We start from the raw sequence: 23,347 nt of genomic DNA, 5'->3' as shown, positions 1-23,347 counted from the left end.
AAGGGCCAGGCCGATCCCCCGCATTTGGCAGGGCGTTTCACATGACGTGAATTAATATGAAGGCACCATAGTCACGGGCCGACGCGGCTTGCCGTCCGCAGAATTTCCTCGAATTGCGAAGCACACCCCTCCAGGGCGAACTCCCGCTCGGCCAGCGCCCGGCTCTCCTTGCCCAGCGACTGCGCCCTCGCCGGGTCGTTCAGTACCTCCCGGACCCATGCGGCCGCCTCGGACAGCGAGGACTCCTCGGGGGCGAACACCGGCGAGCCGGCCCGCCGGAGCAGCTTCGCCGCCAGGTTGTCCGCCGGCATCAGGCCCAGCACCGGGCGTCCGGCGCACAGATACGACAGCGTCTTGGAGGGGACCGAGAACTCTCCCGCGTCCGCCGTCAGCAGCACGACCAGCACATCGCCCGCGCCCAGCACCTCGGGCAGCCGCTCGTAGGGCTGGAAGGGCAACAGGGTCAGGTCGACGCCTCGGGCGGCGGCGGCCTCCTTGATGACCGGGACGGCCGGTCCGTCGTTGACGACGACGAGGCGGACCCGTTCGCCCTGCTCGCGCAGTGTCTCGGCCAGCCGCACCAGCAGGACGGGGTTGTGCTTGAGGCCGATCGTGCCCGAGTACAGCACGGTCCTGACGCCGGTGAGGCCGTGCTCCTGCGACCACGCATTGGCGCGGGCCACGGGGAGGATCTCGTCCAGCGGCGCCCAGTTGGGAATGACGGTGACCTTGTCCGCGGTGCGCCACTCCCGGTGGACCCGCACGAAGGAGTCGGCGATCACGACGATCGCCGAGGCTCGTCGCGCCGACCACTTCTCGCCCTGCTCGAAGACCCGGGCGGCGACACCCATCAGCCTCGACACCCCGGCGGCGGCGAAGCTCTTCAGCGCGACGGCGGTGATGTCCTGGTGCCACAGCACCCATGGGATGCGCAGCGCCTTCAGTGCCGACGCGGCCACGACCAGGGTCGGGATCGGCAGGTTCGCCAGCATCGCCACGTCCGGCTTCTCGCGCCGTACCTGCCGTGCCAGTTCCAGACCCAGCCGTGTCTCCTTGAAGAGGCGTCGGACGTAGGCGCCCTTGTCCAGGACGACGCGGTCGCCGATGGTGACGAAGCGCAGGCCGGCGACGGTGTCCTCGGCGAGGTTGCCCTTCCCGGAGACGTAGGCCGAGCAGGTCGAGTGGACGACGTCATGACCGCGGTACGCCAGTTCACGGCTGAGCTGGGCCTGGAACGGGTGCCCGCTGTAGTCGTGGACGAGGATCCTCATGTACTGCTCTCCCGGCCGGTTCGAGGGATCAGGAACGAGCGCGCTTGACCTGGTCGAAGACCCAGGCGTAGGTCTTCTCGAGCCCGTCCGCCAGCGTGATCGACGGCTCCCAGCCGTACAGTTCGCGGATCAGGCCGTTGTCGGAGTTGCGGCCGCGTACGCCCTGCGGCGCGTCCAGCCGGTAGGCGCGCTCGCAGCGGATGCCCGCGATCTCCTCGACGATGTCGACCAGTTGGTTGATGGTGACCAGCTCGGAGGAGCCGAGGTTGACCGGGACGTTGCTGGTGCCGTTCATGAGCATCCGCGTGCCGTGCAGGCAGTCGTCGATGTACATGAAGGAGCGGGTCTGCCGACCGTCGCCCCAGATGTCGATCCGGTGCTCACCGGAGATGACCGCCTCGGCGATCTTGCGGCACACGGCCGCCGGGGCCTTCTCGCGGCCTCCGGTCCAGGTGCCCGCCGGGCCGTACACGTTGTGGTAGCGCGCGACACGGCAGGTGAACCCGTAGTCCTCCTCGAAGTGGCGGCACATGCGCTCCGAGAAGAGCTTCTCCCAGCCGTAGCCGTCCTCGGGCTGCGCCGGGTAGGCGTCCTCCTCCTTGAGGGCGGTGACTTTCGGGTCGCTCTGCTTGCCGGCGGCGTACACACAGGCGGACGAAGAGTAGAAATAGCGCTCCACGCCGGCCTCATGCGCGGCCTTGAGCATGTGGGTGCTGGTCAGCACCGACATCATGCAGGCGGCCTTGTGGTTCTCGATGAATCCCATGCCGCCCATGTCGGCGGCCAGCATGTACACCTGGCGGGCATTGCGGACTGCGGCGCGGGCGCTTTCCAGGACGGACAGATCGGCGACGACGTTCTCGGCGCCGGCGTGCACCTGTTGCCACTCGTGAGGCGGCTTGATGTCGACACACCGCACGGTCAGGCCCTGGGACAAAAGGTCGGCCGCGAGATGCCCACCGATGAATCCTCCGCCACCCGCGACAACGACATCCACCTGCTTGCTCATGGCAGCTCCTTCTGGAAAGTCGGAATCCGAATGGCAGACTTATCACTGTTTACACCTTTTCATGTGATATGCCGCGCGTTTCCGTATCACAAGGAGCCCAATACCTCCGTCCGGGTTCGCGTCAGGAGAGCTCCCGCAGCCACTTGGCAAAAAACGCCGGAAGCAGCACGACATGGGCCACGAGCAGGGCGACGTACAGCGTGAGGAACAGCTTCTGGCTCCCCAGGAACAGGAAGATCAGGCAGAACAGCCCGTAATCCACGGGCAACAGGGCCATGCCGCGAACACTGGAAGCCGAAGCCGGCGGGCCGGTGGGCGGTTTCGCCCTTCGCCTCCTGAGCTGTTCCGTGAGAATCCCTCCGAAGAACAGCAGGACAGCGGCGAACTGGAAGATGACCGGGAGCAGCAGCGCGGGCTGCATCAGATCGAAGAAGCGGTAGAAGGAAATCAGCACCGCCGCGTGAATACCCAGGATTTTCGCGCAGTCCACCACATGGTCCAGCCACTCCCCGGAAAGGCTGGACGACCGGTGCAGCCTGGCCAGCTGACCGTCCGCGGAATCGAGCGCGAACCCGAGAAGCAGCGCGAGCGCGACGCACTGTCCCACCACATATGAGGGCGGGAGGAGGGCAATCGCGATAACGGCTGCGAAGGTGACCAGCGCGCTGACGGCCGTCACATGGTTGGGCGAGAGTCCGATACGGTACGCCGCTGCCGCGAGCAGTCTCCCGGCCGGCCGGTTGACGAACCGTGTGTAGAAGGAAACCCCCTGGGCGGGTTTCTGCACCGTCGAGAGCTGTTGCAGCGTGCTGGAGAATTCCATTACCTGACCTCGTGCGTGAACGGGCAACGGGAGGAGCAACCGCGTACCGAATTCTCGGAGTCGTCCGCGCGCGAGCTAGTCCCGAGAGGGGGCGTGACACACACCCCGATAGATCGCCTCCAGCCGATCCGTCACCGCATGAATCGAGAACGCCTCCCGGACGGCGCGATGCCCCGCCGCCACGAGGGCGTCCCGCTTGGCGTCGTCGGCCAGCACACCGCACACCGCGTCGGCCAGCTCTTCCGGACTGCCGTCGGTGACCATCGCCGCGCCCCGGCGAGCCAGCTCGTCCGCGATGCCGCAGCTGTCCGTGCACACCACGGGGGTGCCCGCCGAGAGGGCCTCCATCACGGTCATCGGGAAGGGTTCGTCAACGCTGGGCAGCACGTAGACCGCCGCCCTCGCATACGCCCGTACCGCCTCCGGGTGCCGCAGCGCCCCGCCGTAGGAGACGGTGCCCTGCAGCCCATGGGCGGCGATCAGCCGGCGCACCGTCGGCAGCATCCCCTCGTCCGCCCCGTGGATGGTGAACCGGGCTTCGGGCATCCGCCGGTGCACCAGAGCCGCCATCTCGACGAACGCCTCCGGGCGTTTGCGCGGGTGCAGTCTGGCGAGGAAGAGCACCTCCCGCTCGCGCCGCGGGTGCTCCGCCCCTCCCCCGGGCTCGGGACGCACCCCGTTGGGCAGGGTCATCAGCGGCGGACCGTCGGCACCGATGACCTCGGCGACTGCCCTGCGCTCGTGCTCGGTGAGAACCAGGCAGCCCTGCGCCCGCCGCAGCAGCGGCACGTAGAGGCGGTCGAAGAGCCTGGCGACGGCCGCGCGCCGGGGCTGCACCATGCCATGCGTCTGTGCGAAGAACTTCTTGCGGCGCAGCGCGGCGATGGCGAGCGCCGCGAGGGAGACAAGGTCGCGCCCCGCGTGCACGTGAACCACGTCGGCCCTGCCCATTGACACCCACAGGTCCCTGACCAGCAGCGGATGCATGAGCCCGGTGAAACGCCCCGGGAGCAGCGAGCGAGCCGGACGCGTCCGCAGCGGCACCGAGCCGAGCCGTTTCGGCGCCGAGGACCTGCCACGCCACAGCGACACCAGCGTGACCTCGTGGCCACGGGCAGCGCACTCCTCAAGGTGCCCGGCGGCCACGCTCGTGGGACCGCCGTACGCTCCGTCGTCGCTCACGAGCGTCACCACATGGACAAGCCTCATGCCGCTGCCCCACGGGTGATGACGGCACCGGGAGAGACGTCCCGGTGGGCGACCGCCGAAGCACCGACCACCGCGCTACGGCCGACGGTCACGCCGCGCAGTACGACGGCCCGGGCCGCGACCCACGATCCGGGCTCCAGACGGATCGGCCCGTTGTCGAACTCCATGGTGGGACTGCGGTGTTGATGACTTCCGGTGCACAGGAACGCGTCCTGCGAGACACACACATCGCTGCCGATGGTGATCGGCTGCAGGTTCAGCAACCAGGCACCCTCACCGATCCACACGTCGTCGCCGACAGCCAGCCGCCAGGGCCAGTGCACCCGGACACCGTGCCGGATCAGCACCCGCCGCCCGATCCGCGCACCGAACGCCCGCAGCACCGCCGGCCGCCAGCGGGCCGGGAACCACCACTTGCGGAACACGAGATGCAGTACGGCGAACCACGCAGCCTGGACCAGCCAGGGCCGCCCCTTGTCGTAGCCCGCCCCTGTGAAACCCCGCAGGGAACGCTCGACGGCGGCCCTGTGATGGGCCTGGCCCGCACGGGCGCCCCCACCAGGCGGCGCAGCGGTCTCTGACATGGCGGCGCCCTTCCCGAAATGCGAAGAAACTGTATTTACGTGTATTTACTATGACCGCATCGCAAGCACCAGCACATACAGGCGTGTTGCCCACGCCCTCGACTGCCCGGCGCATCCGCCGTACCGACACTCGCCCTTTCCGGTGCCCTGGACCTCGGACGGCCCACGAAAAGGAACCCTCGGGGACTGACGCCGATCCGATTGTGCAATTAATCAGACTGCCCACAAGGGTGCAATCAGGAAGATTCCGAGCAAAAGGAGCACTAATCGTGCGAGTAACCAGTCGAGCGGCCACGCGGTCGGCACGAGCGAGATGGGGAGCGCGCTGCGTCGGCCTCGGCCTGACCACGGCCCTGGCGGTCACCTTCACGGCAGGCACCGCGGCGGCCGTCCCGGGGCCTCAGCTGGGGGCAGCCGTGGCGCCCGAAGAGGTTGCCGACAACCCGGACTGTGACGACTTCGAGCAGTTCGCCGACTCCGAAGAGTTCGACACGGACAACGAGCCGGCGAACGGGGAGGTCCTGGACATCAACGGGCAGGGCACGATCACCCTGGGCGTCACGCAGAGAACAGAGGAGCCGGACGGGCAGCTGCTGAGCTTCAGCGTCGACGGCCCCTTCGCCGTTGTCGGAGTCATCGTCAAGGGCGGTCCGGCAAACGTAGGAGGAGCCAACCTCTACGACTACACGGGCACGCCGGCCGGCCAGATCGAAGCCGACGAGGATCTCCACGCTCAGCTCAATCCTCCCGGCAACGCCATCACCGACATCAGCCACGTGGCGTTCTGCGTCGTCCCGGACGGCAGCAACACCTGACGCCCTAGAGGCACACAGCAAAGGGGCCCGTACGACAGAAGTCGTACGGGCCCCTTCAGGAGCTCGCGCTGGAGCTACCAGGTCAAACCAACAAGACTACTTGTTGATCTTGGTGACCTGGCCGGCGCCGACCGTCCGGCCACCCTCACGGATGGCGAACTTCAGGCCCTCTTCCATGGCGACGGGCTGGATGAGCTCAACGGTCATCTCAGTGTTGTCGCCCGGCATGACCATCTCCGTGCCCTCGGGGAGGGTCACAACACCGGTCACGTCAGTCGTACGGAAGTAGAACTGCGGACGGTAGTTGTTGAAGAACGGCGTGTGGCGGCCACCCTCGTCCTTGGACAGGATGTAGGCCTGGGCCTCGAACTCGGTGTGCGGCGTGACCGAACCGGGCTTGATGATGACCTGGCCGCGCTCGACGTCCTCGCGCTTGATGCCACGGAGGAGCAGACCGACGTTCTCACCGGCCTGACCCTCGTCGAGCAGCTTGCGGAACATCTCGATGCCGGTGACCGTGGTGGTGGTCTTCTCGGTCTTGATGCCGACGATGTCGACGGTCTCGTTGACCTTGAGGACACCACGCTCGATACGGCCGGTGACGACCGTACCGCGACCGGTGATCGTGAAGACGTCCTCGATCGGCATCAGGAACGGCTTGTCGACGTCACGCTCGGGCTGCGGGATGTTCTCGTCCACGGCCTTCATGAGCTCGAGGACGGTGTTGCCCCACTCCTTGTCGCCCTCAAGGGCCTTGAGCGCCGAGACCTTGACGACCGGCAGGTCGTCGCCCGGGAACTCGTACTCGGAGAGCAGCTCACGAACCTCGAGCTCGACGAGCTCCAGGATCTCCTCGTCGTCCACCATGTCGGCCTTGTTCAGGGCGACGACGATGTACGGAACGCCGACCTGGCGGGCCAGGAGCACGTGCTCCTTGGTCTGCGGCATCGGGCCGTCGGTGGCGGCGACCACGAGGATGGCGCCGTCCATCTGGGCAGCACCGGTGATCATGTTCTTGATGTAGTCCGCGTGACCGGGGCAGTCGACGTGGGCGTAGTGACGCGTCTCGGTCTGGTACTCGACGTGCGCGATGGAGATGGTGATACCGCGCTGGCGCTCCTCGGGAGCCTTGTCGATCTGGTCGAAGGCCGAGGCCTCGTTCAGGTCCGGGTACGCGTCGTGCAGCACCTTGGTAATGGCGGCCGTAAGGGTCGTCTTACCGTGGTCGATGTGACCGATGGTGCCGATGTTGACGTGGGGCTTAGTCCGCTCGAACTTCGCCTTCGCCACGGGGTCCTCCTGTGGAGTGGTTCTGAACGCCTTGCTTCATCGGCGCCAGGTGATCTTTGCTGGAAAGCCCGGGCCTCGGGGCAAACATCCGTGTTTGCGGGTGTTTGCCCCTCAAGGCTCCGGAGTCAAGCCTAAAGCGTGTGAACGCGGTGCGTTACTCGCCCTTGGCCTTCGCGATGATCTCCTCGGCGACGTTCCGCGGAACCTCGGCGTAGGAGTCGAACTGCATGGAGTAGCTGGCACGGCCGGACGTCTTGCTGCGCAGGTCGCCGACGTAACCGAACATCTCCGAGAGGGGCACGAGGCCCTTCACGACGCGAGCACCCGCCCGCTCCTCCATGGCCTGGATCTGGCCACGGCGGGAGTTGATGTCGCCGATGACCTCGCCCATGTAGTCCTCGGGCGTGGTGACCTCGACGGCCATCATCGGCTCAAGGAGCACAGGGCTGGCCTTGCGCGCGGCCTCCTTGAAGGCCTGCGAACCGGCGATCTTGAAGGCGAGCTCCGAGGAGTCGACCTCGTGGTAGCCACCGTCGATGAGGGTGACGCGCACGCCGGTCATCTCGTAACCGGCGAGGATGCCGAACTGCATGGCCTCCTGCGCACCGGCGTCGACCGAAGGGATGTACTCCTTCGGGATACGACCACCGGTCACCTTGTTCACGAACTCGTACGAGGCGTCGCCGCCCTCGATCGGCTCGATCGCGATCTGCACCTTGGCGAACTGGCCGGTACCACCAGTCTGCTTCTTGTGCGTGTAGTCGACGCGCTCGACGGCCTTGCGGATCGTCTCGCGGTAGGCGACCTGCGGCTTGCCGACGTTGGCCTCGACCTTGAACTCACGGCGCATACGGTCGACCAGCACCTCGAGGTGCAGCTCGCCCATACCACCGATGATGGTCTGGCCGGTCTCCTCGTCCGAGTGGACCTGGAAGGACGGGTCCTCCTCGGCCAGGCGCTGGATCGCGACGCCCAGCTTCTCCTGGTCACCCTTCGACTTGGGCTCGATGGCGACCTGGATGACCGGCGCCGGGAAGTCCATGGACTCCAGGATCACCGGCTGCTTGTCGTCGCACAGCGTCTCACCGGTGGTGGTCTGCTTCAGGCCCATGACGGCGATGATGTCGCCGGCGCCCACCGACTCGATCTCCTCACGCTTGTTCGCGTGCATGCGGTAGATCTTGCCGATGCGCTCCTTCTTGCCCTTGACGGAGTTCAGCACGGCAGTGCCGGACTCCAGGCGGCCCGAGTAGACCCGGACGAAGGTGAGCTTACCGAGGTGCGGGTCGCTCATGATCTTGAACGCCAGGGCGGACAGCGGCTCGTCCTCGGACGGCTTGCGCTTGACGACGACCTCGGGGTCCTTCACGTCGTGGCCTTCGATGGCCTCGACGTCGAGCGGGGTCGGCAGGTAGCGCACGACCGCGTCGAGCAGGGGCTGGACGCCCTTGTTCTTGAACGCGGTGCCACAGAACACCGGGGTGACGGTGACGCCGTCGGACTTGCCGGACGCGATGGTGATGCGACGGATCGCGGCGTACAGCTGCTCCTCGGTGGGCTCCTGGCCCTCCAGGAACAGCTCCATGATCTCGTCGTCGTTCTCCGCGACGGCCTCGACCAGCTTGCCGCGGTACTCCTCGGCGGCCTCGGCGTGCGTGGCCGGGATGTCGACGACGTCGTACATCTCGCCCTTGGCGGCCTCGGCGGACCACACGAGCGCCTTCATGCGGACCAGGTCCACAACGCCCTTGAAGTCCATCTCGGCACCGATCGGCAGCTGCATGATGAGCGGCACGGCACCCAGGCGGTCCGAGATCATGTCCACGCAGCGGTGGAACTCGGCGCCGGTACGGTCCAGCTTGTTCACGAAGCAGATGCGCGGCACGCCGTAACGGTCGGCCTGACGCCACACCGTCTCGGACTGCGGCTCAACACCGGCGACACCGTCGAACACCGTGACAGCACCGTCGAGGACGCGCAGCGAGCGCTCCACCTCGACCGTGAAGTCGACGTGCCCGGGGGTGTCGATGATGTTGATCGTGTAGTCGTTGTCCTCGAGCGGCCAGTGACAGGTGGTGGCAGCAGAGGTGATCGTGATGCCACGCTCCTGCTCCTGCTCCATCCAGTCCATGGTGGCCGCGCCGTCGTGGACTTCACCGATCTTGTAGCTGACGCCGGTGTAGAAGAGGATCCGCTCGGTGGTGGTCGTCTTGCCCGCGTCGATGTGGGCCATGATCCCGATGTTGCGGACCTTGGCCAGGTCAAGTGAAGTGGTAGCCATAAGGCTTCAGTCTTCTCTCGGTCTCGATGTGGGTAGCGACTACCAGCGGTAGTGCGCGAAGGCCTTGTTGGACTCGGCCATCTTGTGCGTGTCCTCGCGCTTCTTGACGGCCGCACCGAGGCCGTTCGAAGCGTCGAGAAGCTCGTTGAGCAGACGCTCGGTCATGGTCTTCTCGCGACGGGCGCGGGAGTAGCCGACGAGCCAGCGCAGCGCGAGCGTGTTGGCACGACCGGGCTTGACCTCGATCGGAACCTGGTACGTCGCACCACCGACACGGCGGGACTTGACCTCGAGGGTCGGCTTGATGTTCTCCAGCGCGCGCTTCAGCGTGATGATCGGGTCGTTGCCCGTCTTCTCACGCAGACCTTCCATGGCGCCGTAGACGATGCGCTCGGCGGTGGAGCGCTTGCCGTTCAGCAGCACCTTGTTGATGAGCGACGTCACCAGAGGAGAACCGTAGACCGGGTCGATGATGACCGGGCGCTTCGGGGCGGGGCCCTTACGAGGCATTTCTACTTCTCCTTCTTGGCGCCGTAGCGGGAACGGGCCTGCTTGCGGTTCTTGACACCCTGGGTGTCGAGGGAGCCACGGATGATCTTGTAGCGAACACCCGGCAGGTCCTTCACACGGCCGCCGCGCACGAGCACGATGGAGTGCTCCTGCAGGTTGTGTCCCTCACCCGGAATGTAAGCGGTGACCTCGATCCCGCTGGTCAGACGCACACGCGCGACCTTACGCAGGGCCGAGTTCGGCTTCTTCGGGGTGGTCGTGAACACACGCGTGCAGACGCCACGACGCTGAGGGGAACCCTCAAGTGCGGGCGTCTTGTTCTTCTCGACCTTGTCCTGCCGGCCCTTACGGACCAGCTGCTGGATCGTAGGCACTACTTCTCCGGTTTCTGTGTGCCGAATGGTGAAGCTAACCTGGAACGTCGCCGACCCACGCGGTCGGGTGTGTCGAATCCGGCGGACTCCCGCCGCAAGGCGAAAACAGCACAGATTACGGTGGCCGCTCACAGCTCGCGATGCGGGTGAAGGCACGCACGAGAGCCAGGGCACACCCCAGGCACAAGGTCTGAGCGTACCTACCTCATTCGCTGCGGTCAAAACAAATGGGCCTCGCCCGCATCGCCATACGGCCGATGTCAAGACCGTACGCCGTGTTTGATCTTCGAATCGGCGATCCTGGCATGTCAGCGCCACATCCCAGGATCGACGGGACGATCGCTCGCAGCCGTCATGCGGACAAGGCGGCAGCGACGATCATCAGCGTGAGCATGGCCGCCCAGGCCGCGGTCGACAGCCACCCCAGCACCAGGCCGGTGAGGGCGAGGGCGTCGCCGCCCTCGCCGGTGCGGCGGATCTCGGCGCGTGCGGCGTGCCCCAGGGCGACGGCCGGAATGCCGGTCAGACCGAAGCTCACGAGACACAGCACCCCGCAGACCGCCGAACCGACAGCCTTGCCGTTCGTCGGCGGCCTGGGCGTCGCCAGGAACGTCGGTGGTACGGGCATCACGGGCGCCGGGTGCGGCATGGGGCCCTGGGGCAGGTCGGCGACGAGCAGGGCCAGCTCCCCCACCGTACGGGCCGTGTAGGCCCGCGAGACCCGCTGCTCGAACTCGGGCTGCTCCAGCCGCCCCTCGCCGTAGCCGGCTCTGAGCACGTCCACGGCGCGCTCCCGGTCGGCGTGCGAGGCGAGCATCGACGGCGCGCTCGGGCTCGTCCATGGCTGCGGGGCGCCGGCGCCGGGCCACGGCTGCGGCGCGCTGCTGCCCTTCCATGGCTGCCACGGCTGCCCCGGCTGCCACGACGGATGCGTCATGGAGCACCTCCCCCGTTGTGGTCGGAGTCCCTCCATGATGCGCCGAACCGGCATCGAGGGCATCGGGGTCTGCCCGGAGAAAACCCGGAGACGGCCCGCGACGGCCCGGAAACAAGCCACACACGCCGAAGGGCGGCCACCCCGGAAGGTGACCGCCCTCGACTGTGCCTGACTCAGGCTGCTCGCTTACTGGTTGTACGGACCGTAGTCGTAGTCCTCCAGCGGAACGGCCTGGCCGGAGCCGGTGCCGAACGGCGAGTAGTCGATGTCGTCGTAGCCGACGGCCGAGTACATCGCGGCCTTGGCCTCCTCGGTCGGCTCGACCCGGATGTTCCGGTAGCGGGACAGACCCGTACCGGCCGGGATGAGCTTACCGATGATGACGTTCTCCTTGAGGCCGATGAGGCTGTCGGACTTGGCGTTGATCGCCGCGTCCGTCAGGACTCGGGTCGTCTCCTGGAAGGAGGCGGCCGACAGCCAGGATTCCGTCGCCAGCGAGGCCTTGGTGATACCCATCAGCTGCGGACGACCGGAGGCCGGGTGACCGCCCTCCTGGACCACACGACGGTTCTCGGTCTCGAACTTCGAGCGCTCGACCAGCTCGCCGGGCAGCAGCTCGGCGTCGCCGGACTCGATGATCGTCACGCGGCGCAGCATCTGCCGGATGATGATCTCGATGTGCTTGTCATGGATCGACACACCCTGCGAGTTGTAGACCTTCTGGACCTCGCCGACCAGGTGGACCTGGACGGCACGCTGACCCAGGATGCGCAGCACGTCGTGCGGGTTGGTGGCACCCACGGTGAGCTTCTGGCCCACCTCGACGTGCTCGCCCTCGCTGACCAGGAGTCGGGCACGCTTCGAGATCGGGAACGCCGTCTCGTCGCTGCCGTCGTCCGGGGTGACGACGAGCTTCTTGGTCTTCTCGGTCTCCTCGATCCGGACGCGGCCGGTGGCCTCGGAGATCGGGGCGACACCCTTCGGGGTACGGGCCTCGAAGAGCTCGACGACACGCGGCAGACCCTGGGTGATGTCGTCACCGGCCACACCACCGGTGTGGAAGGTACGCATCGTCAGCTGGGTACCGGGCTCACCGATGGACTGGGCGGCGATGATGCCGACCGCCTCACCGATGTCGACCAGCTTGCCGGTGGCGAGCGAGCGGCCGTAGCACATGGCGCAGGTGCCGACGGCGGACTCACAGGTCAGGACCGAGCGGGTCTTGACCTCCTCGATGCCGGCCTTGACCAGCTGGTCGATGAGGACGTCACCGAGGTCGACGCCCGCCGGGGCGAGCACCTTGCCGTCGACGACGATGTCCTCGGCGAGGCAGCGCGCGTACACGCTGGTCTCGGCGTTGTCCGCCTTGCGCAGCACGCCGTCCGCGCCGCGCTCGGCGATGGCCAGCTTGAGGCCACGCTCCGTGCCGCAGTCCTCCTCGCGAATGATGACGTCCTGGGAGACGTCGACCAGACGACGGGTGAGGTAACCGGAGTCGGCGGTACGAAGGGCGGTGTCCGCCAGACCCTTACGGGCACCGTGCGTGGAGATGAAGTACTCCAGCACGGACAGGCCCTCACGGAACGAGGCCTTGATCGGACGCGGAATCGTCTCGTTCTTCGCGTTCGACACCAGACCACGCATACCGGCAATCTGACGCATCTGCATCATGTTGCCTCGCGCACCCGAGTTCACCATCATGAAGATCGGGTTGGTCTTCGGGAAGTTCTCGTTCATGGCCTCGGCAACCTCGTTGGTCGCCTTGGTCCAGATCGCGATGAGCTCCTGCGTGCGCTCGTCCTTGGTGATCAGACCGCGCTCGTACTGCTTCTGGACCTTCTCGTCCTGCGCCTCGTAACCCTTGACGATCTCCTTCTTCGCCTCGGGAACGACGACGTCGGAGATGGCGACGGTGACGCCGGAACGGGTGGCCCAGTAGAAGCCGGACGCCTTCAGGTTGTCGAGCGTCGCCGCCACGATGACCTTCGGGTACCGCTCGGCGAGGTCGTTGACGATCTCGGAGAGCTGCTTCTTGCCGACCTCGTAGTCGACGAACGGGTAGTCCTCGGGCAGCAGCTCGTTGAAGAGCGCACGGCCGAGCGTGGTCTTCAGACGGAAGCTGTCACCCTGCTGCCACTCCGGCTCGCCCTCTTCCTGGGCGGGCGGCGTCCAGCCACGCGGCGGGATGGTGCCTACCGGGAAGCGGATGTCGATCTTCGACTGGAGCGAGAGCTCGCCGGCGTCGAAGGCCATGATCGCCTCGGCCACGGACGAGAAGCCGCGGTCCGCGCCCTTCACGTTCCGCATCTCGCTGTCGGTGGTGAGGAAGAACAGACCGAGGACCATGTCCTGGGTCGGCATCGTCACCGGACGGCCGTCGGCGGGCTTGAGGATGTTGTTCGAGGACAGCATCAGGATGCGGGCCTCGGCCTGCGCCTCCGCGGACAGCGGCAGGTGCACGGCCATCTGGTCACCGTCGAAGTCCGCGTTGAACGCGGTGCAGACGAGCGGGTGGATCTGGATGGCCTTGCCCTCGACCAGCTGCGGCTCGAAGGCCTGGATGCCGAGGCGGTGCAGGGTGGGAGCACGGTTCAGCAGAACCGGGTGCTCGGCGATGACCTCTTCGAGGACGTCGTACACGACCGTGCGGCCGCGCTCCACCATGCGCTTCGCGCTCTTGATGTTCTGCGCGTGGTTCAGGTCGACCAGGCGCTTCATCACGAACGGCTTGAAGAGCTCCAGCGCCATCGCCTTGGGCAGACCGCACTGGTGCAGCTTCAGCTGCGGACCGACGACGATCACGGAACGCGCGGAGTAGTCCACACGCTTACCGAGCAGGTTCTGACGGAATCGACCCTGCTTACCCTTCAGCATGTCGCTGAGGGACTTCAGCGGGCGGTTACCCGGACCGGTGACCGGGCGACCACGGCGACCGTTGTCGAAGAGGGCGTCAACAGCCTCCTGAAGCATGCGCTTCTCGTTGTTGACGATGATCTCGGGCGCGCCGAGGTCGAGGAGCCTCTTCAGACGGTTGTTGCGGTTGATCACACGGCGGTACAGGTCGTTCAGGTCGGAGGTCGCGAAGCGGCCACCGTCCAGCTGCACCATCGGGCGAAGGTCCGGCGGGATGACCGGCACGCAGTCCAGCACCATGCCCTTGGGGCTGTTGCTGGTCTGCAGGAACGCGGAGACGACCTTCAGGCGCTTGAGCGCACGGGTCTTCTTCTGGCCCTTGCCGGTACGGATGATCTCGCGGAGCTTCTCGGCTTCCTCATCGAGGTCGAAGGACTCCAGGCGCTTCTGCAGCGCCGCGGCACCCATCGAGCCGTCGAAGTACGTGCCGAAGCGGTCACGCAGCTCGCGGTAGAGCAGCTCGTCGCCCTCGAGGTCCTGGACCTTGAGGTTCTTGAACCGGGTCCACACCTCGTCGAGACGGTCGATCTCGCGCTGCGCACGGTCACGCAGCTGCTTCATCTCGCGCTCGGCACCCTCGCGCACCTTGCGGCGCACGTCGGCCTTGGCGCCCTCGGCCTCCAGCTCGGCCAGGTCGGTCTCGAGCTTCTTGGCGCGGGCCTCGAGGTCGGCGTCGCGACGGTTCTCGACCTGCTGACGCTCCACGGAGACGTGCGCCTCCAGGGAGGGCAGGTCGCGGGTACGGCGCTCCTCGTCGACGTACGTGATCATGTACGCCGCGAAGTAGATGACCTTCTCGAGGTCCTTGGGAGCCAGGTCGAGCAGGTAGCCCAGCCGGCTCGGGACACCCTTGAAGTACCAGATGTGGGTGACAGGCGCGGCCAGCTCGATGTGGCCCATCCGCTCACGACGCACCTTGGCGCGAGTCACCTCGACGCCGCAGCGCTCACAGATGATGCCCTTGAAGCGGACACGCTTGTACTTGCCGCAGTAGCACTCCCAGTCCCGGGTCGGACCGAAGATCTTCTCGCAGAAGAGTCCGTCCTTTTCGGGCTTGAGGGTGCGGTAGTTGATGGTCTCGGGCTTCTTGACCTCGCCGTGGCTCCACTGACGGATGTCGTCAGCGGTGGCCAGACCGATCCGGAGCTCATCGAAGAAGTTGACGTCGAGCACTATGCGTCAATCCCTCTCAGGGTTGTAAGTCTTGGGGTCTGAAACGGGGGCCTGGGGGTCGGCGGGGCCCTGTGGGTAAGGGCCCCGCCGGACTCCCGTCAGACCTCTTCGACGCTGCTCGGCTCGCGCCGGGACAGGTCGATGCCGAGCTCCTCCGCAGCGCGGAAGACGTCCTCGTCGGTGTCACGCATCTCGATGGACATACCGTCGCTGGACAGCACCTCCACGTTCAGGCAGAGCGACTGCATCTCCTTGATGAGCACCTTGAAGGACTCGGGGATGCCGGGCTCGGGGATGTTCTCGCCCTTGACGATGGCCTCGTAGACCTTCACGCGGCCGGTGACGTCGTCGGACTTGATGGTCAGCAGCTCCTGGAGGGCGTACGCGGCGCCGTATGCCTCCAGCGCCCACACCTCCATCTCACCGAAGCGCTGGCCACCGAACTGGGCCTTACCACCCAGCGGCTGCTGGGTGATCATGCTGTACGGGCCGGTCGAACGGGCGTGGAGCTTGTCGTCGACCAGGTGGTGCAGCTTCAGGATGTACATGTAGCCGACCGAGATCGGCTCCGGGAACGGCTCACCCGAGCGGCCGTCGAACAGCGGGGCCTTACCGGTCGGGAGCACCATGCGCTCGCCGTCGCGGTTCGGGATCGTGTGCTCGAGCAGACCGGCGAGCTCGTCCTCACGCGCACCGTCGAAGACCGGGGTCGCGACGTTGGTGCCGGGGGCGACGGAGTCGGCGCCGATCACCTGGAGGCGCTGCGCCCACTCCTCCGCGAGGCCGGAGACGTCCCAGCCGCGGCTGGCGAGCCAGCCGAGGTGGATCTCCAGGACCTGTCCCGGGTTCATTCGGGACGGCACACCCAGCGGGTTGAGGATGATGTCGACCGGGGTCCCGTCCTCGAGGAACGGCATGTCCTCGATGGGCAGGATCTTGGAAATGACACCCTTGTTGCCGTGTCGGCCGGCAAGCTTGTCACCGTCGGTGATCTTGCGCTTCTGCGCCACGTACACGCGCACCAGCTGGTTCACACCGGGGGGAAGCTCGTCGCCCTCCTCGCGGTCGAAGACGCGGACGCCGATGACCTTGCCGGTCTCGCCGTGCGGCACCTTCAGCGAGGTGTCACGGACCTCACGGGCCTTCTCACCGAAGATCGCGCGCAGCAGGCGCTCCTCCGGCGTCAGCTCGGTCTCACCCTTGGGCGTGACCTTGCCGACGAGGATGTCACCGGCGATGACCTCGGCACCGATACGGATGATGCCGCGCTCGTCGAGGTCGGCGAGGACCTCCTCGGAGACGTTCGGGATGTCCCGGGTGATCTCCTCGGGGCCGAGCTTGGTGTCACGGGCGTCGACCTCGTGCTCCTCGATGTGGATCGAGGAGAGGACGTCGTCCTGCACGAGGCGCTGCGACAGGATGATCGCGTCCTCGTAGTTGTGACCCTCCCACGGCATGAACGCCACGAGCAGGTTCTTGCCCAGCGCCATCTCGCCGTTCTGGGTGGCGGGACCGTCGGCGAGCACCTGGCCCGTGATGATCCGGTCGCCCTCGTTGACGATGACCTTCTGGTTGACCGAGGTGCCCTGGTTGGACCGGGAGAACTTGGCCAGGCGGTACGTGATGTACGTGCCGTCGTCGTTGGCGGTGGTGATGTAGTCCGCGGAGACCTCCTGGACCACACCGTCCTTCTCGGCCTTGACCACGTCGCCGGCGTCGACCGCGGAGCGGTACTCCATGCCGGTGCCGACGAGCGGGGACTCGGACTTAATCAGCGGCACGGCCTGACGCATCATGTTCGCGCCCATGAGGGCACGGTTGGCGTCGTCGTGCTCGAGGAACGGGATCATGGCGGTCGCGACCGACACCATCTGGCGCGGCGAGACGTCCATGTAGTCCACGTCGTCACCGGCGACGTAGTCGACCTCACCGCCACGGCGGCGGACCAGGACGCGGTTCTCGGTGAACCGCATGTCGTCGTTGAGCGTGGCGTTGGCCTGCGCGATGACGAAGCGGTCCTCTTCGTCGGCCGTCAGGTAGTCGACCTCGTCGGTGACGACACCGTCGGTGACCCGGCGGTACGGCGTCTCGACGAAACCGAACGCGTTGACGCGGCCGTACGAGGCGAGCGAACCGATCAGACCGATGTTCGGGCCTTCAGGAGTCTCGATCGGGCACATACGGCCGTAGTGAGACGGGTGCACGTCACGGACCTCGAAGCCGGCCCGCTCACGGGAGAGACCACCCGGGCCAAGAGCCGACAGACGGCGCTTGTGGGTGAGACCCGACAGCGGGTTGTTCTGGTCCATGAACTGCGACAGCTGGCTGGTGCCGAAGAACTCCTTGATGGAGGCGACGACCGGCCGGATGTTGATCAGGGTCTGCGGCGTGATCGCCTCGACGTCCTGGGTCGTCATGCGCTCGCGGACGACTCGCTCCATACGCGCCAGACCTGTGCGGACCTGGTTCTGGATGAGCTCGCCGACGCTGCGCAGACGACGGTTGCCGAAGTGGTCGATGTCGTCGGTCTCGACAACGATCGTCTGACCGTTGTCCGCGGCCGTCTCGGTCTCGCCGGCGTGCAGCTTCACCAGGTACTTGATCGTCGAGATGATGTCCTCGACGGTCAGGATGCCCGCGTCGAGCGGAGCCTCAGCACCCAGCTTCTTGTTGACCTTGTAGCGGCCGACCTTGGCGAGGTCGTAACGCTTCGGGTTGAAGTACAGGTTCTCCAGAAGCGTCTGCGCGGCCTCACGCGTGGGGGGCTCGCCCGGACGCAGCTTGCGGTAGATGTCGAGCAGTGCGTCGTCCTGGCCCTGGGTGTGGTCCTTCTCCAGGGTGGCGCGCATGGACTCGTACTCGCCGAACTCCTCGAGGATCTGCTCGGTCGTCCAACCGAGAGCCTTGAGCAGAACGGTCACGGACTGCTTGCGCTTGCGGTCGATGCGGACACCGACCATGTCGCGCTTGTCGATCTCCATCTCGAGCCAGGCACCCCGGGACGGGATGATCTTGGCCGAGAAGATGTCCTTGTCGGACGTCTTGTCGATGGAGGAATCGAAGTAGACGCCGGGCGAGCGGACCAGCTGGGACACCACGACACGCTCGGTGCCGTTGATGACGAAGGTGCCCTTGTGGGTCATGAGCGGGAAGTCGCCCATGAAGACCGTCTGGGACTTGATCTCGCCGGTCTCGTTGTTGGTGAACTCAGCCGTCACGAAGAGCGGAGCGGCGTACGTGAAGTCGCGCTCCTTGCACTCGTCGATGCTGTTCTTCGGCGGCTCGAAACGGTGGTCGCGGAACGTCAGCGACATCGACCCGGAGAAGTCCTCGATCGGGGAGATCTCCTCGAAGATCTCCTCCAGACCGGACTTCGTGGGGACGTCCTGACCCGACTCCAGAGCCGCCTCGACCCGACTCTGCCAGGCGGTGTTGCCGAGCAGCCAGTCGAAGCTCTCGGTCTGCAGCGCGAGCAGGTTGGGAACCTCGAGGGGCTCCTTGATCTTTGCAAAGGAGATGCGCAGCGGGGCGGTGCTTGCGCCGTTGTTCGTATTCGCGGTCGAGGCAGTGCGCGAGGCGGCCAAGAGGGGGTCCTTCCGAGGGCTCGGACTCACTACGCGCGTACCGGCCCCTCACAGGGACACAGAGACAGGCGTTTCCTTCTCCGACCAAAGAATGGCCAGGTCAGGGAGGTCCGGTCATCGGTGCTCAAGCGAGGGCATGCCCCTGGTGACGGGCAGGGGACAGCTAACAGGCAGCGCAAAGGGTCAGTGTAGCCACTTGGCACACTGATGTCCAGTGCGGGTTTTTCGCGACCCTCGTTGTTCTCAACGCCCTCGTTCTCAACGCCCTCGGCATGCTCGCCCTCAACGCACGTTGATACTGCCCTCTTCGCCGCCGATCCATGCCTCGGATTCGGATCCTTGTGACGACGCGTCCTGAGAATTGCGCGCTGCGTGCGGTTCGTCAAGGCCCCCATGCCCCACGCTGAGGCGCCCAGGGACACGACGAAGATCACCATACCCCTCGCCGTAGCGGGCGCAAGGCAACCGTGGCCGCGCCCCCAGGAACGCCGAAGAGCGACCACCCGAATGGATGATCGCTCTTCGGTGCGACTGCGTTACAGCCCCGGAGGACTGTCTTTCAGCAAGCGCGAAGGTCGTGGTCGACCAGTAGGACCGGGAAGGTCTTACTTGACCTCGACGGAGGCGCCGGCGCCCTTGAGGGACTCGGCGGCCTTCTCGGCGGCGTCCTTGGCGACCTTCTCGAGAACGGGCTTCGGGGCGCCGTCCACGAGGTCCTTGGCCTCCTTCAGGCCCAGGGAGGTCAGCTCACGCACGACCTTGATGACCTGGATCTTCTTGTCGCCGGCGCCGGTGAGGATGACGTCGAACTCGTCCTTCTCCTCGACGGCCTCGGCGGCGGCGCCACCAGCGGCACCACCGGCGACGACGACCGGCGCGGCAGCGGCGGCGGTGACGTCGAACTTCTCCTCGAACGCCTTCACGAACTCGGAGAGCTCGATGAGGGTCATCTCCTCGAACTGCGCGAGCAGGTCTTCCTGGCTGAGCTTCGCCATGATGGCGGTCCTTCCACTAAATCGGCAGGTGCCGGATGTACTGGGTGTGGCGGGCGTACGTCGGCCCGCTGTGGCCTCCGCGTTCAGGCAGCGGGGGCCAGTGTGCGAGCCGAGTTACTCGGCACCGCCCTGCTCGTCCTGCTTGGCACGGAGCGCGTCCACGGTCCGGACGAGCTTCGACGGCAGCGCCTGGAAGACAGAGGCAGCCTGGGACTGCTTGCCCTTCATGGCACCGGCCAGCTTGGAGAGCAGAACCTCGCGGGACTCGAGGTCCGCAAGCTTCTTGATGTCGTCGGCGGACAGCGCCTTGCCGTCAAGGACACCGCCCTTGATGACGAGGTTGGGGTTGTCCTTGGCGAAGTCGCGGAGACCCTTCGCCGCCTCGACCGGGTCACCGGTCACGAAGGCGACGGCCGACGAACCCGTGAAGAGGTCGTCGATCGTGTTGATCCCGGCCTCATTGGCCGCAATCTTGGTCAGCGTGTTCTTCGCCACACGGTAGTTAGCGTTCTCACCGAGTGAACGACGCAGCTGCTGCAGCTGCGCCACGGTGAGACCGGTGTACGCGGTAACGACGGCGCCATTGGAGTTGCGGAACTTGTCCCGCATCTCCTCGACGGCATCGACCTTGTCTGGCCTCGCCATGAGCCTCGGCCTCCTTCCGGGTGATTCGGACCGCGCGGACCCGAAGGAGGACTGGGGAAAACGAAACGCCCCGGCGCAGGCGCACGGGGCGGACTCGACCGGCGGCACATACGGGACGTACGCACTCCGGGAGTTCTTCCACAGTCACCTGCGCGGGTCGCCCGCAATTTTCAGCGGATCCTTCGGCCACCGCACCCTCTCGCGAGCGCACGGCAACGACCAGCGGTCTTTGGCTTCTGTAGGAGAGTACGGGACGGAATCGCCGTCAGGCAAATCCGCCCCTACTGTGCTCAGCTCCCGTTCTCCTTCAGGGGCTTGCGCAGGTCCGCGGTGTCGTCGGCGCGTGGCGCCCTGACCGTCACCGCCTTGCCGTGGTCGAGGAAGGTGAAGGTGAGGTCGAGCGTGCCGTGGCGCCCGAAGCCCTGGGTGCGGAGCCGCTTGATGTGGTCATCGCCGTCGATCCACACATCGAGGGTGAGCTCGTCCACGCCCAGCTTCTCGTACTGGTCGAGGCTGTTCTCGCGCCCCTCCCGGGCGGTCTTGTCCTTCACCTCGCTCAGGGAGGCGCGGAACTCGTCGACGGTCGCCGTCCCCGAGTAGCGCGTGGTGCCCGCGCCGTCGACCTTCTCGGAGCCGATCCGCTTCACGTCCTCGGCGGCTGCCAGGAAGGCGGCTTCCCGGGCCGGGTTGCGGCTGACCTGGTCGCGCAGGCCGCCGACGTTCATGCGCAGACCGCCGTGCGTGGTGAACTTGGCCTTCGGGCCGTAGCTGACCCAGTGCCGGCCGCTCATCTCCTTGACCATGTCGTCGGTCGCGCTGCCGTACAGCACCCCGTCGACCAACCTCAGCTCGGACTCGCCCTGCTGATCGCCGCTCAGATTGGCCGTCCTGAGGCGCGCTGCCACCGGCTGCGTCGTACGGACGGTCGCCTCGTCCGCTATTCGCCCTCGCTCGGGAAACTGGCCGGTGATCCGGTAGCTGAGGGATGTGACGCCCTCGGACTTCTCCACGGCCCGCGCGACGGCGCCGGCGGCCGGTGAGCCCGCGGACGACTCCGCGCCGACTCCGGTCCCGCAGCCGGCCAGCAGCACCGCGGCAAGGCCGACGCCCACCGCCTGGCGCGGCACGAAGGCGCGCACGCCAAGCCGCGTTGATTCCCGCATTGGTTCCCCCCCAAGGAACGGTCTTTGAATTCACGGCTCATGTGTGAGAGCCAAGGAGCCGACAGTCAGCGGCGCTCGGAGCTCTTCAGCAGCTCCTTGAGGTCCGCCGTGTCCCCCGCCGCAGGTCTGTCGACCTCGGTCTTCACTCCGTAGTCGCTGTAGTACGCGGTCTGGGTCATCGCTCCCGTGGCCGTCCGGCCCTTCTCGACCTTCTTGACCAGCAGGTCCCGGTCGTCGACCCATATGTCGACGGTCTGCTCGGCGACGCCTTGCCCCTGCACCGTGCCGGAGTAGTGCCTGGTGTGCTCGCCGCTCACCGTCTCCTCGCCGACCTTGCGTGCGTCCGTGGAGGACAGCAGCAGCTTCACGGACGTATGCGGCGCGGTCCCCCGCATCTGGTCCGCGAGAGCGGCTCCGGAGCTGCCGGCGAGGTCGTCCAGGTCTTCGTAGGCGTACTTGATCCAGTGCTTGCCGCCGGTCTTCTCGGCGAACTTGTCGCCCATGCGCGCGTAGTAGGCGTCGGGGAGGTAGCGGGCCTCCATCGACGTGGTGCCGAGGCGGCGCATCGCCTCTGCCGTCGTGCCGCCGGTGTAGGTGATCGTCAGAGTGCCCGTGAGGCCGTCGCTCCAGGCGAGGGTGCCGTCGGCCTTCATGGACAGCGTCGAGCCCATGGTGGTCGTGGACCTGACGCGGGCGGACTCGGCCTGACCGGTGGACCGCTCGACGGTGCGCAGGGCTGCCGTCACGGCGCGGGCGGGCGCGGTCCGGTCCGCCTCGCCGGGGCCGTCGGAGGACGTACAGGCGGGCAGGGCCGTCAGCGCGGTCAGCAGCGCGACCCACAACGCCCGCCGGCGCGCCCTCGTGCTCGTCATTCGTCCCCCCAGTGCGAATCCCGTGAATGCACGTTAACCCAGGGCACTGACAAACAGAGGAGACAAAGGGGAAGACAGGGACGGGCCCCGCACCCGGGAAGGGTGCGGGGCCCGTTTCGAGCCTGGTGAGCCGATGGCTCAGACCGCGGCCGGGTCCTCCTCGACGAGGAGGTTGCGGGTGCGGTTCGGGTCGACAGGAACGCCGGGGCCCATCGTGGTGGTGATGGCGGCCTTCTTGATGTAGCGACCCTTGGCGGCGGACGGCTTCAGACGGAGGATCTCCTCCAGCGCGGCGCCGTAGTTCTCCACCAGCTTGGTGTCGTCGAAGGACGCCTTGCCGATGATGAAGTGCAGGTTCGAGTGCTTGTCGACGCGGAACTCGATCTTGCCGCCCTTGATCTCGGTGACGGCCTTGGCAACGTCGGGGGTGACGGTGCCGGTCTTCGGGTTCGGCATCAGGCCACGCGGACCGAGCACGCGGCCGAGGCGGCCGACCTTGCCCATGAGGTCCGGGGTGGCGACGACGGCGTCGAAGTCCAGACGGCCCTTCGACACCTCGTCGATGAGCTCGTCGGAGCCGACGATGTCGGCGCCCGCGGCAGTCGCGGCCTCGGCACGGTCACCGGTCGCGAAGACCAGGACCCGGGCGGTCTTACCGGTGCCGTGCGGAAGGTTCACGGTGCCACGGACCATCTGGTCGGCCTTGCGCGGGTCGACACCCAGACGGAAGGCGACCTCGACGGTGCCGTCGAACTTGGTCGCGGACGTCTCCTTGGCGAGACGGACGGCCTCGAGCGGGGCGTAGAGCTTGTCCCGGTCGATCTTGGCGTCCGCAGCGCGGAGAGTCTTGCTGCGCTTGCTCACTACTGCTCCTGGGTTTCTTAGGAGTTGTGGTCCGG

At 66.6% G+C, this 23,347-nt stretch carries 18 protein-coding genes; 1 reads left to right on the top strand and 17 read right to left on the bottom strand.

Features of this window, described 5'->3' with window-relative positions:
• Nucleotides 1-71 precede the first annotated feature (71 nt).
• The 5 genes from ACZ7M7_RS40190 to ACZ7M7_RS40170 form a co-directional block, all read right to left on the bottom strand.
• Nucleotides 72-1,271: a glycosyltransferase family 4 protein gene (locus ACZ7M7_RS40190; RefSeq protein ID WP_472125842.1), complete on the bottom strand. Its 1,200-nt coding sequence runs from the start codon at nt 1,269-1,271 to the stop codon at nt 72-74.
• Between the two features lie 28 nt (nt 1,272-1,299).
• Nucleotides 1,300-2,280 (bottom strand): NAD-dependent epimerase/dehydratase family protein, encoded by a 981-nt coding sequence (locus ACZ7M7_RS40185; RefSeq protein WP_383615470.1) that lies wholly within the window; start codon nt 2,278-2,280, stop codon nt 1,300-1,302.
• A gap of 121 nt (nt 2,281-2,401) precedes the next feature.
• On the bottom strand, nt 2,402-3,103 hold the full coding sequence (locus ACZ7M7_RS40180; RefSeq protein ID WP_472125839.1) for a CDP-alcohol phosphatidyltransferase family protein: 702 nt from the start codon (nt 3,101-3,103) through the stop codon (nt 2,402-2,404).
• Between the two features lie 75 nt (nt 3,104-3,178).
• The gene (locus ACZ7M7_RS40175; RefSeq protein ID WP_472125836.1) at nt 3,179-4,285 is read right to left on the bottom strand and encodes a glycosyltransferase; all 1,107 of its coding nucleotides are present in this window, start codon (nt 4,283-4,285) and stop codon (nt 3,179-3,181) included.
• A 23-nt stretch (nt 4,286-4,308) separates the two neighbouring features.
• Nucleotides 4,309-4,896 (bottom strand): LbetaH domain-containing protein, encoded by a 588-nt coding sequence (locus ACZ7M7_RS40170; protein WP_472125833.1) that lies wholly within the window; start codon nt 4,894-4,896, stop codon nt 4,309-4,311.
• A 269-nt stretch (nt 4,897-5,165) separates the two neighbouring features.
• Between ACZ7M7_RS40170 and ACZ7M7_RS40165 the strand changes: the two genes are divergently transcribed.
• Nucleotides 5,166-5,711 (top strand): hypothetical protein, encoded by a 546-nt coding sequence (locus ACZ7M7_RS40165; RefSeq protein WP_362388448.1) that lies wholly within the window; start codon nt 5,166-5,168, stop codon nt 5,709-5,711.
• Between the two features lie 96 nt (nt 5,712-5,807).
• On the opposite strand, the gene tuf is transcribed toward ACZ7M7_RS40165, so the two are convergent.
• The 12 genes from tuf to rplA form a co-directional block, all read right to left on the bottom strand.
• Nucleotides 5,808-7,001 carry an elongation factor Tu gene (gene tuf / locus ACZ7M7_RS40160; RefSeq protein WP_383633408.1) on the bottom strand — a complete coding sequence of 398 codons (1,194 nt, stop codon included), beginning with the start codon at nt 6,999-7,001 and terminating at the stop codon, nt 5,808-5,810.
• 154 nt (nt 7,002-7,155) lie between these two features.
• The gene (fusA, locus tag ACZ7M7_RS40155) at nt 7,156-9,282 is read right to left on the bottom strand and encodes an elongation factor G (protein WP_383615486.1); all 2,127 of its coding nucleotides are present in this window, start codon (nt 9,280-9,282) and stop codon (nt 7,156-7,158) included.
• Nucleotides 9,283-9,321: 39 nt separating this feature from the next.
• On the bottom strand, nt 9,322-9,792 hold the full coding sequence (gene rpsG / locus ACZ7M7_RS40150; protein WP_003992340.1) for a 30S ribosomal protein S7: 471 nt from the start codon (nt 9,790-9,792) through the stop codon (nt 9,322-9,324).
• A 2-nt stretch (nt 9,793-9,794) separates the two neighbouring features.
• Nucleotides 9,795-10,166 (bottom strand): 30S ribosomal protein S12, encoded by a 372-nt coding sequence (gene rpsL, locus ACZ7M7_RS40145; protein WP_003948652.1) that lies wholly within the window; start codon nt 10,164-10,166, stop codon nt 9,795-9,797.
• A gap of 352 nt (nt 10,167-10,518) precedes the next feature.
• The gene (locus ACZ7M7_RS40140) at nt 10,519-11,103 is read right to left on the bottom strand and encodes a DUF1707 and DUF4190 domain-containing protein (RefSeq protein WP_472125829.1); all 585 of its coding nucleotides are present in this window, start codon (nt 11,101-11,103) and stop codon (nt 10,519-10,521) included.
• 186 nt (nt 11,104-11,289) lie between these two features.
• Nucleotides 11,290-15,189, bottom strand: coding sequence for a DNA-directed RNA polymerase subunit beta' (locus ACZ7M7_RS40135; RefSeq protein ID WP_369272845.1), 3,900 nt, complete (start codon nt 15,187-15,189; stop codon nt 11,290-11,292).
• Nucleotides 15,190-15,287: 98 nt separating this feature from the next.
• Nucleotides 15,288-18,773 carry a DNA-directed RNA polymerase subunit beta gene (rpoB, locus tag ACZ7M7_RS40130; protein ID WP_472125826.1) on the bottom strand — a complete coding sequence of 1,162 codons (3,486 nt, stop codon included), beginning with the start codon at nt 18,771-18,773 and terminating at the stop codon, nt 15,288-15,290.
• A gap of 605 nt (nt 18,774-19,378) precedes the next feature.
• Complete coding sequence (gene rplL, locus ACZ7M7_RS40125; protein ID WP_062706819.1) at nt 19,379-19,768, bottom strand: 50S ribosomal protein L7/L12; 390 nt, start codon at nt 19,766-19,768, stop codon at nt 19,379-19,381.
• A 114-nt stretch (nt 19,769-19,882) separates the two neighbouring features.
• Nucleotides 19,883-20,413, bottom strand: coding sequence for a 50S ribosomal protein L10 (gene rplJ, locus ACZ7M7_RS40120; protein ID WP_215119470.1), 531 nt, complete (start codon nt 20,411-20,413; stop codon nt 19,883-19,885).
• A 290-nt stretch (nt 20,414-20,703) separates the two neighbouring features.
• On the bottom strand, nt 20,704-21,576 hold the full coding sequence (locus tag ACZ7M7_RS40115) for an SCO4651 family lipoprotein (RefSeq protein ID WP_472125821.1): 873 nt from the start codon (nt 21,574-21,576) through the stop codon (nt 20,704-20,706).
• A 65-nt stretch (nt 21,577-21,641) separates the two neighbouring features.
• Nucleotides 21,642-22,448, bottom strand: a complete 807-nt coding sequence (locus ACZ7M7_RS40110) for an SCO4651 family lipoprotein (protein ID WP_472125818.1) — start codon at nt 22,446-22,448, stop codon at nt 21,642-21,644.
• Nucleotides 22,449-22,586: 138 nt separating this feature from the next.
• Nucleotides 22,587-23,312: a 50S ribosomal protein L1 gene (rplA, locus tag ACZ7M7_RS40105; protein ID WP_383615500.1), complete on the bottom strand. Its 726-nt coding sequence runs from the start codon at nt 23,310-23,312 to the stop codon at nt 22,587-22,589.
• Between the last annotated feature and the right edge of the window lie 35 nt (nt 23,313-23,347).

It is taken from the genome of Streptomyces sp. NPDC111606 (assembly GCF_055656945.1).
The sequence above is the reverse complement of the archived record's forward strand: the minus strand, read 5'-3'. Positions and strand labels throughout refer to the sequence as shown.

Coding starts and splice junctions, on each gene's coding strand:
- ACZ7M7_RS40190 (WP_472125842.1), bottom strand. CDS start 1,271: ATGAGGATCCTCGTCCACGACTACAGCGGGCACCCGTTCCAGGCCCAG.
- ACZ7M7_RS40185 (WP_383615470.1), bottom strand. CDS start 2,280: ATGAGCAAGCAGGTGGATGTCGTTGTCGCGGGTGGCGGAGGATTCATC.
- ACZ7M7_RS40180 (WP_472125839.1), bottom strand. CDS start 3,103: ATGGAATTCTCCAGCACGCTGCAACAGCTCTCGACGGTGCAGAAACCC.
- ACZ7M7_RS40170 (WP_472125833.1), bottom strand. CDS start 4,896: ATGTCAGAGACCGCTGCGCCGCCTGGTGGGGGCGCCCGTGCGGGCCAG.
- fusA (WP_383615486.1), bottom strand. CDS start 9,282: ATGGCTACCACTTCACTTGACCTGGCCAAGGTCCGCAACATCGGGATC.
- rpsG (WP_003992340.1), bottom strand. CDS start 9,792: ATGCCTCGTAAGGGCCCCGCCCCGAAGCGCCCGGTCATCATCGACCCG.
- ACZ7M7_RS40140 (WP_472125829.1), bottom strand. CDS start 11,103: ATGACGCATCCGTCGTGGCAGCCGGGGCAGCCGTGGCAGCCATGGAAG.
- rplL (WP_062706819.1), bottom strand. CDS start 19,768: ATGGCGAAGCTCAGCCAGGAAGACCTGCTCGCGCAGTTCGAGGAGATG.
- rplJ (WP_215119470.1), bottom strand. CDS start 20,413: ATGGCGAGGCCAGACAAGGTCGATGCCGTCGAGGAGATGCGGGACAAG.
- ACZ7M7_RS40115 (WP_472125821.1), bottom strand. CDS start 21,576: ATGCGGGAATCAACGCGGCTTGGCGTGCGCGCCTTCGTGCCGCGCCAG.
- ACZ7M7_RS40110 (WP_472125818.1), bottom strand. CDS start 22,448: ATGACGAGCACGAGGGCGCGCCGGCGGGCGTTGTGGGTCGCGCTGCTG.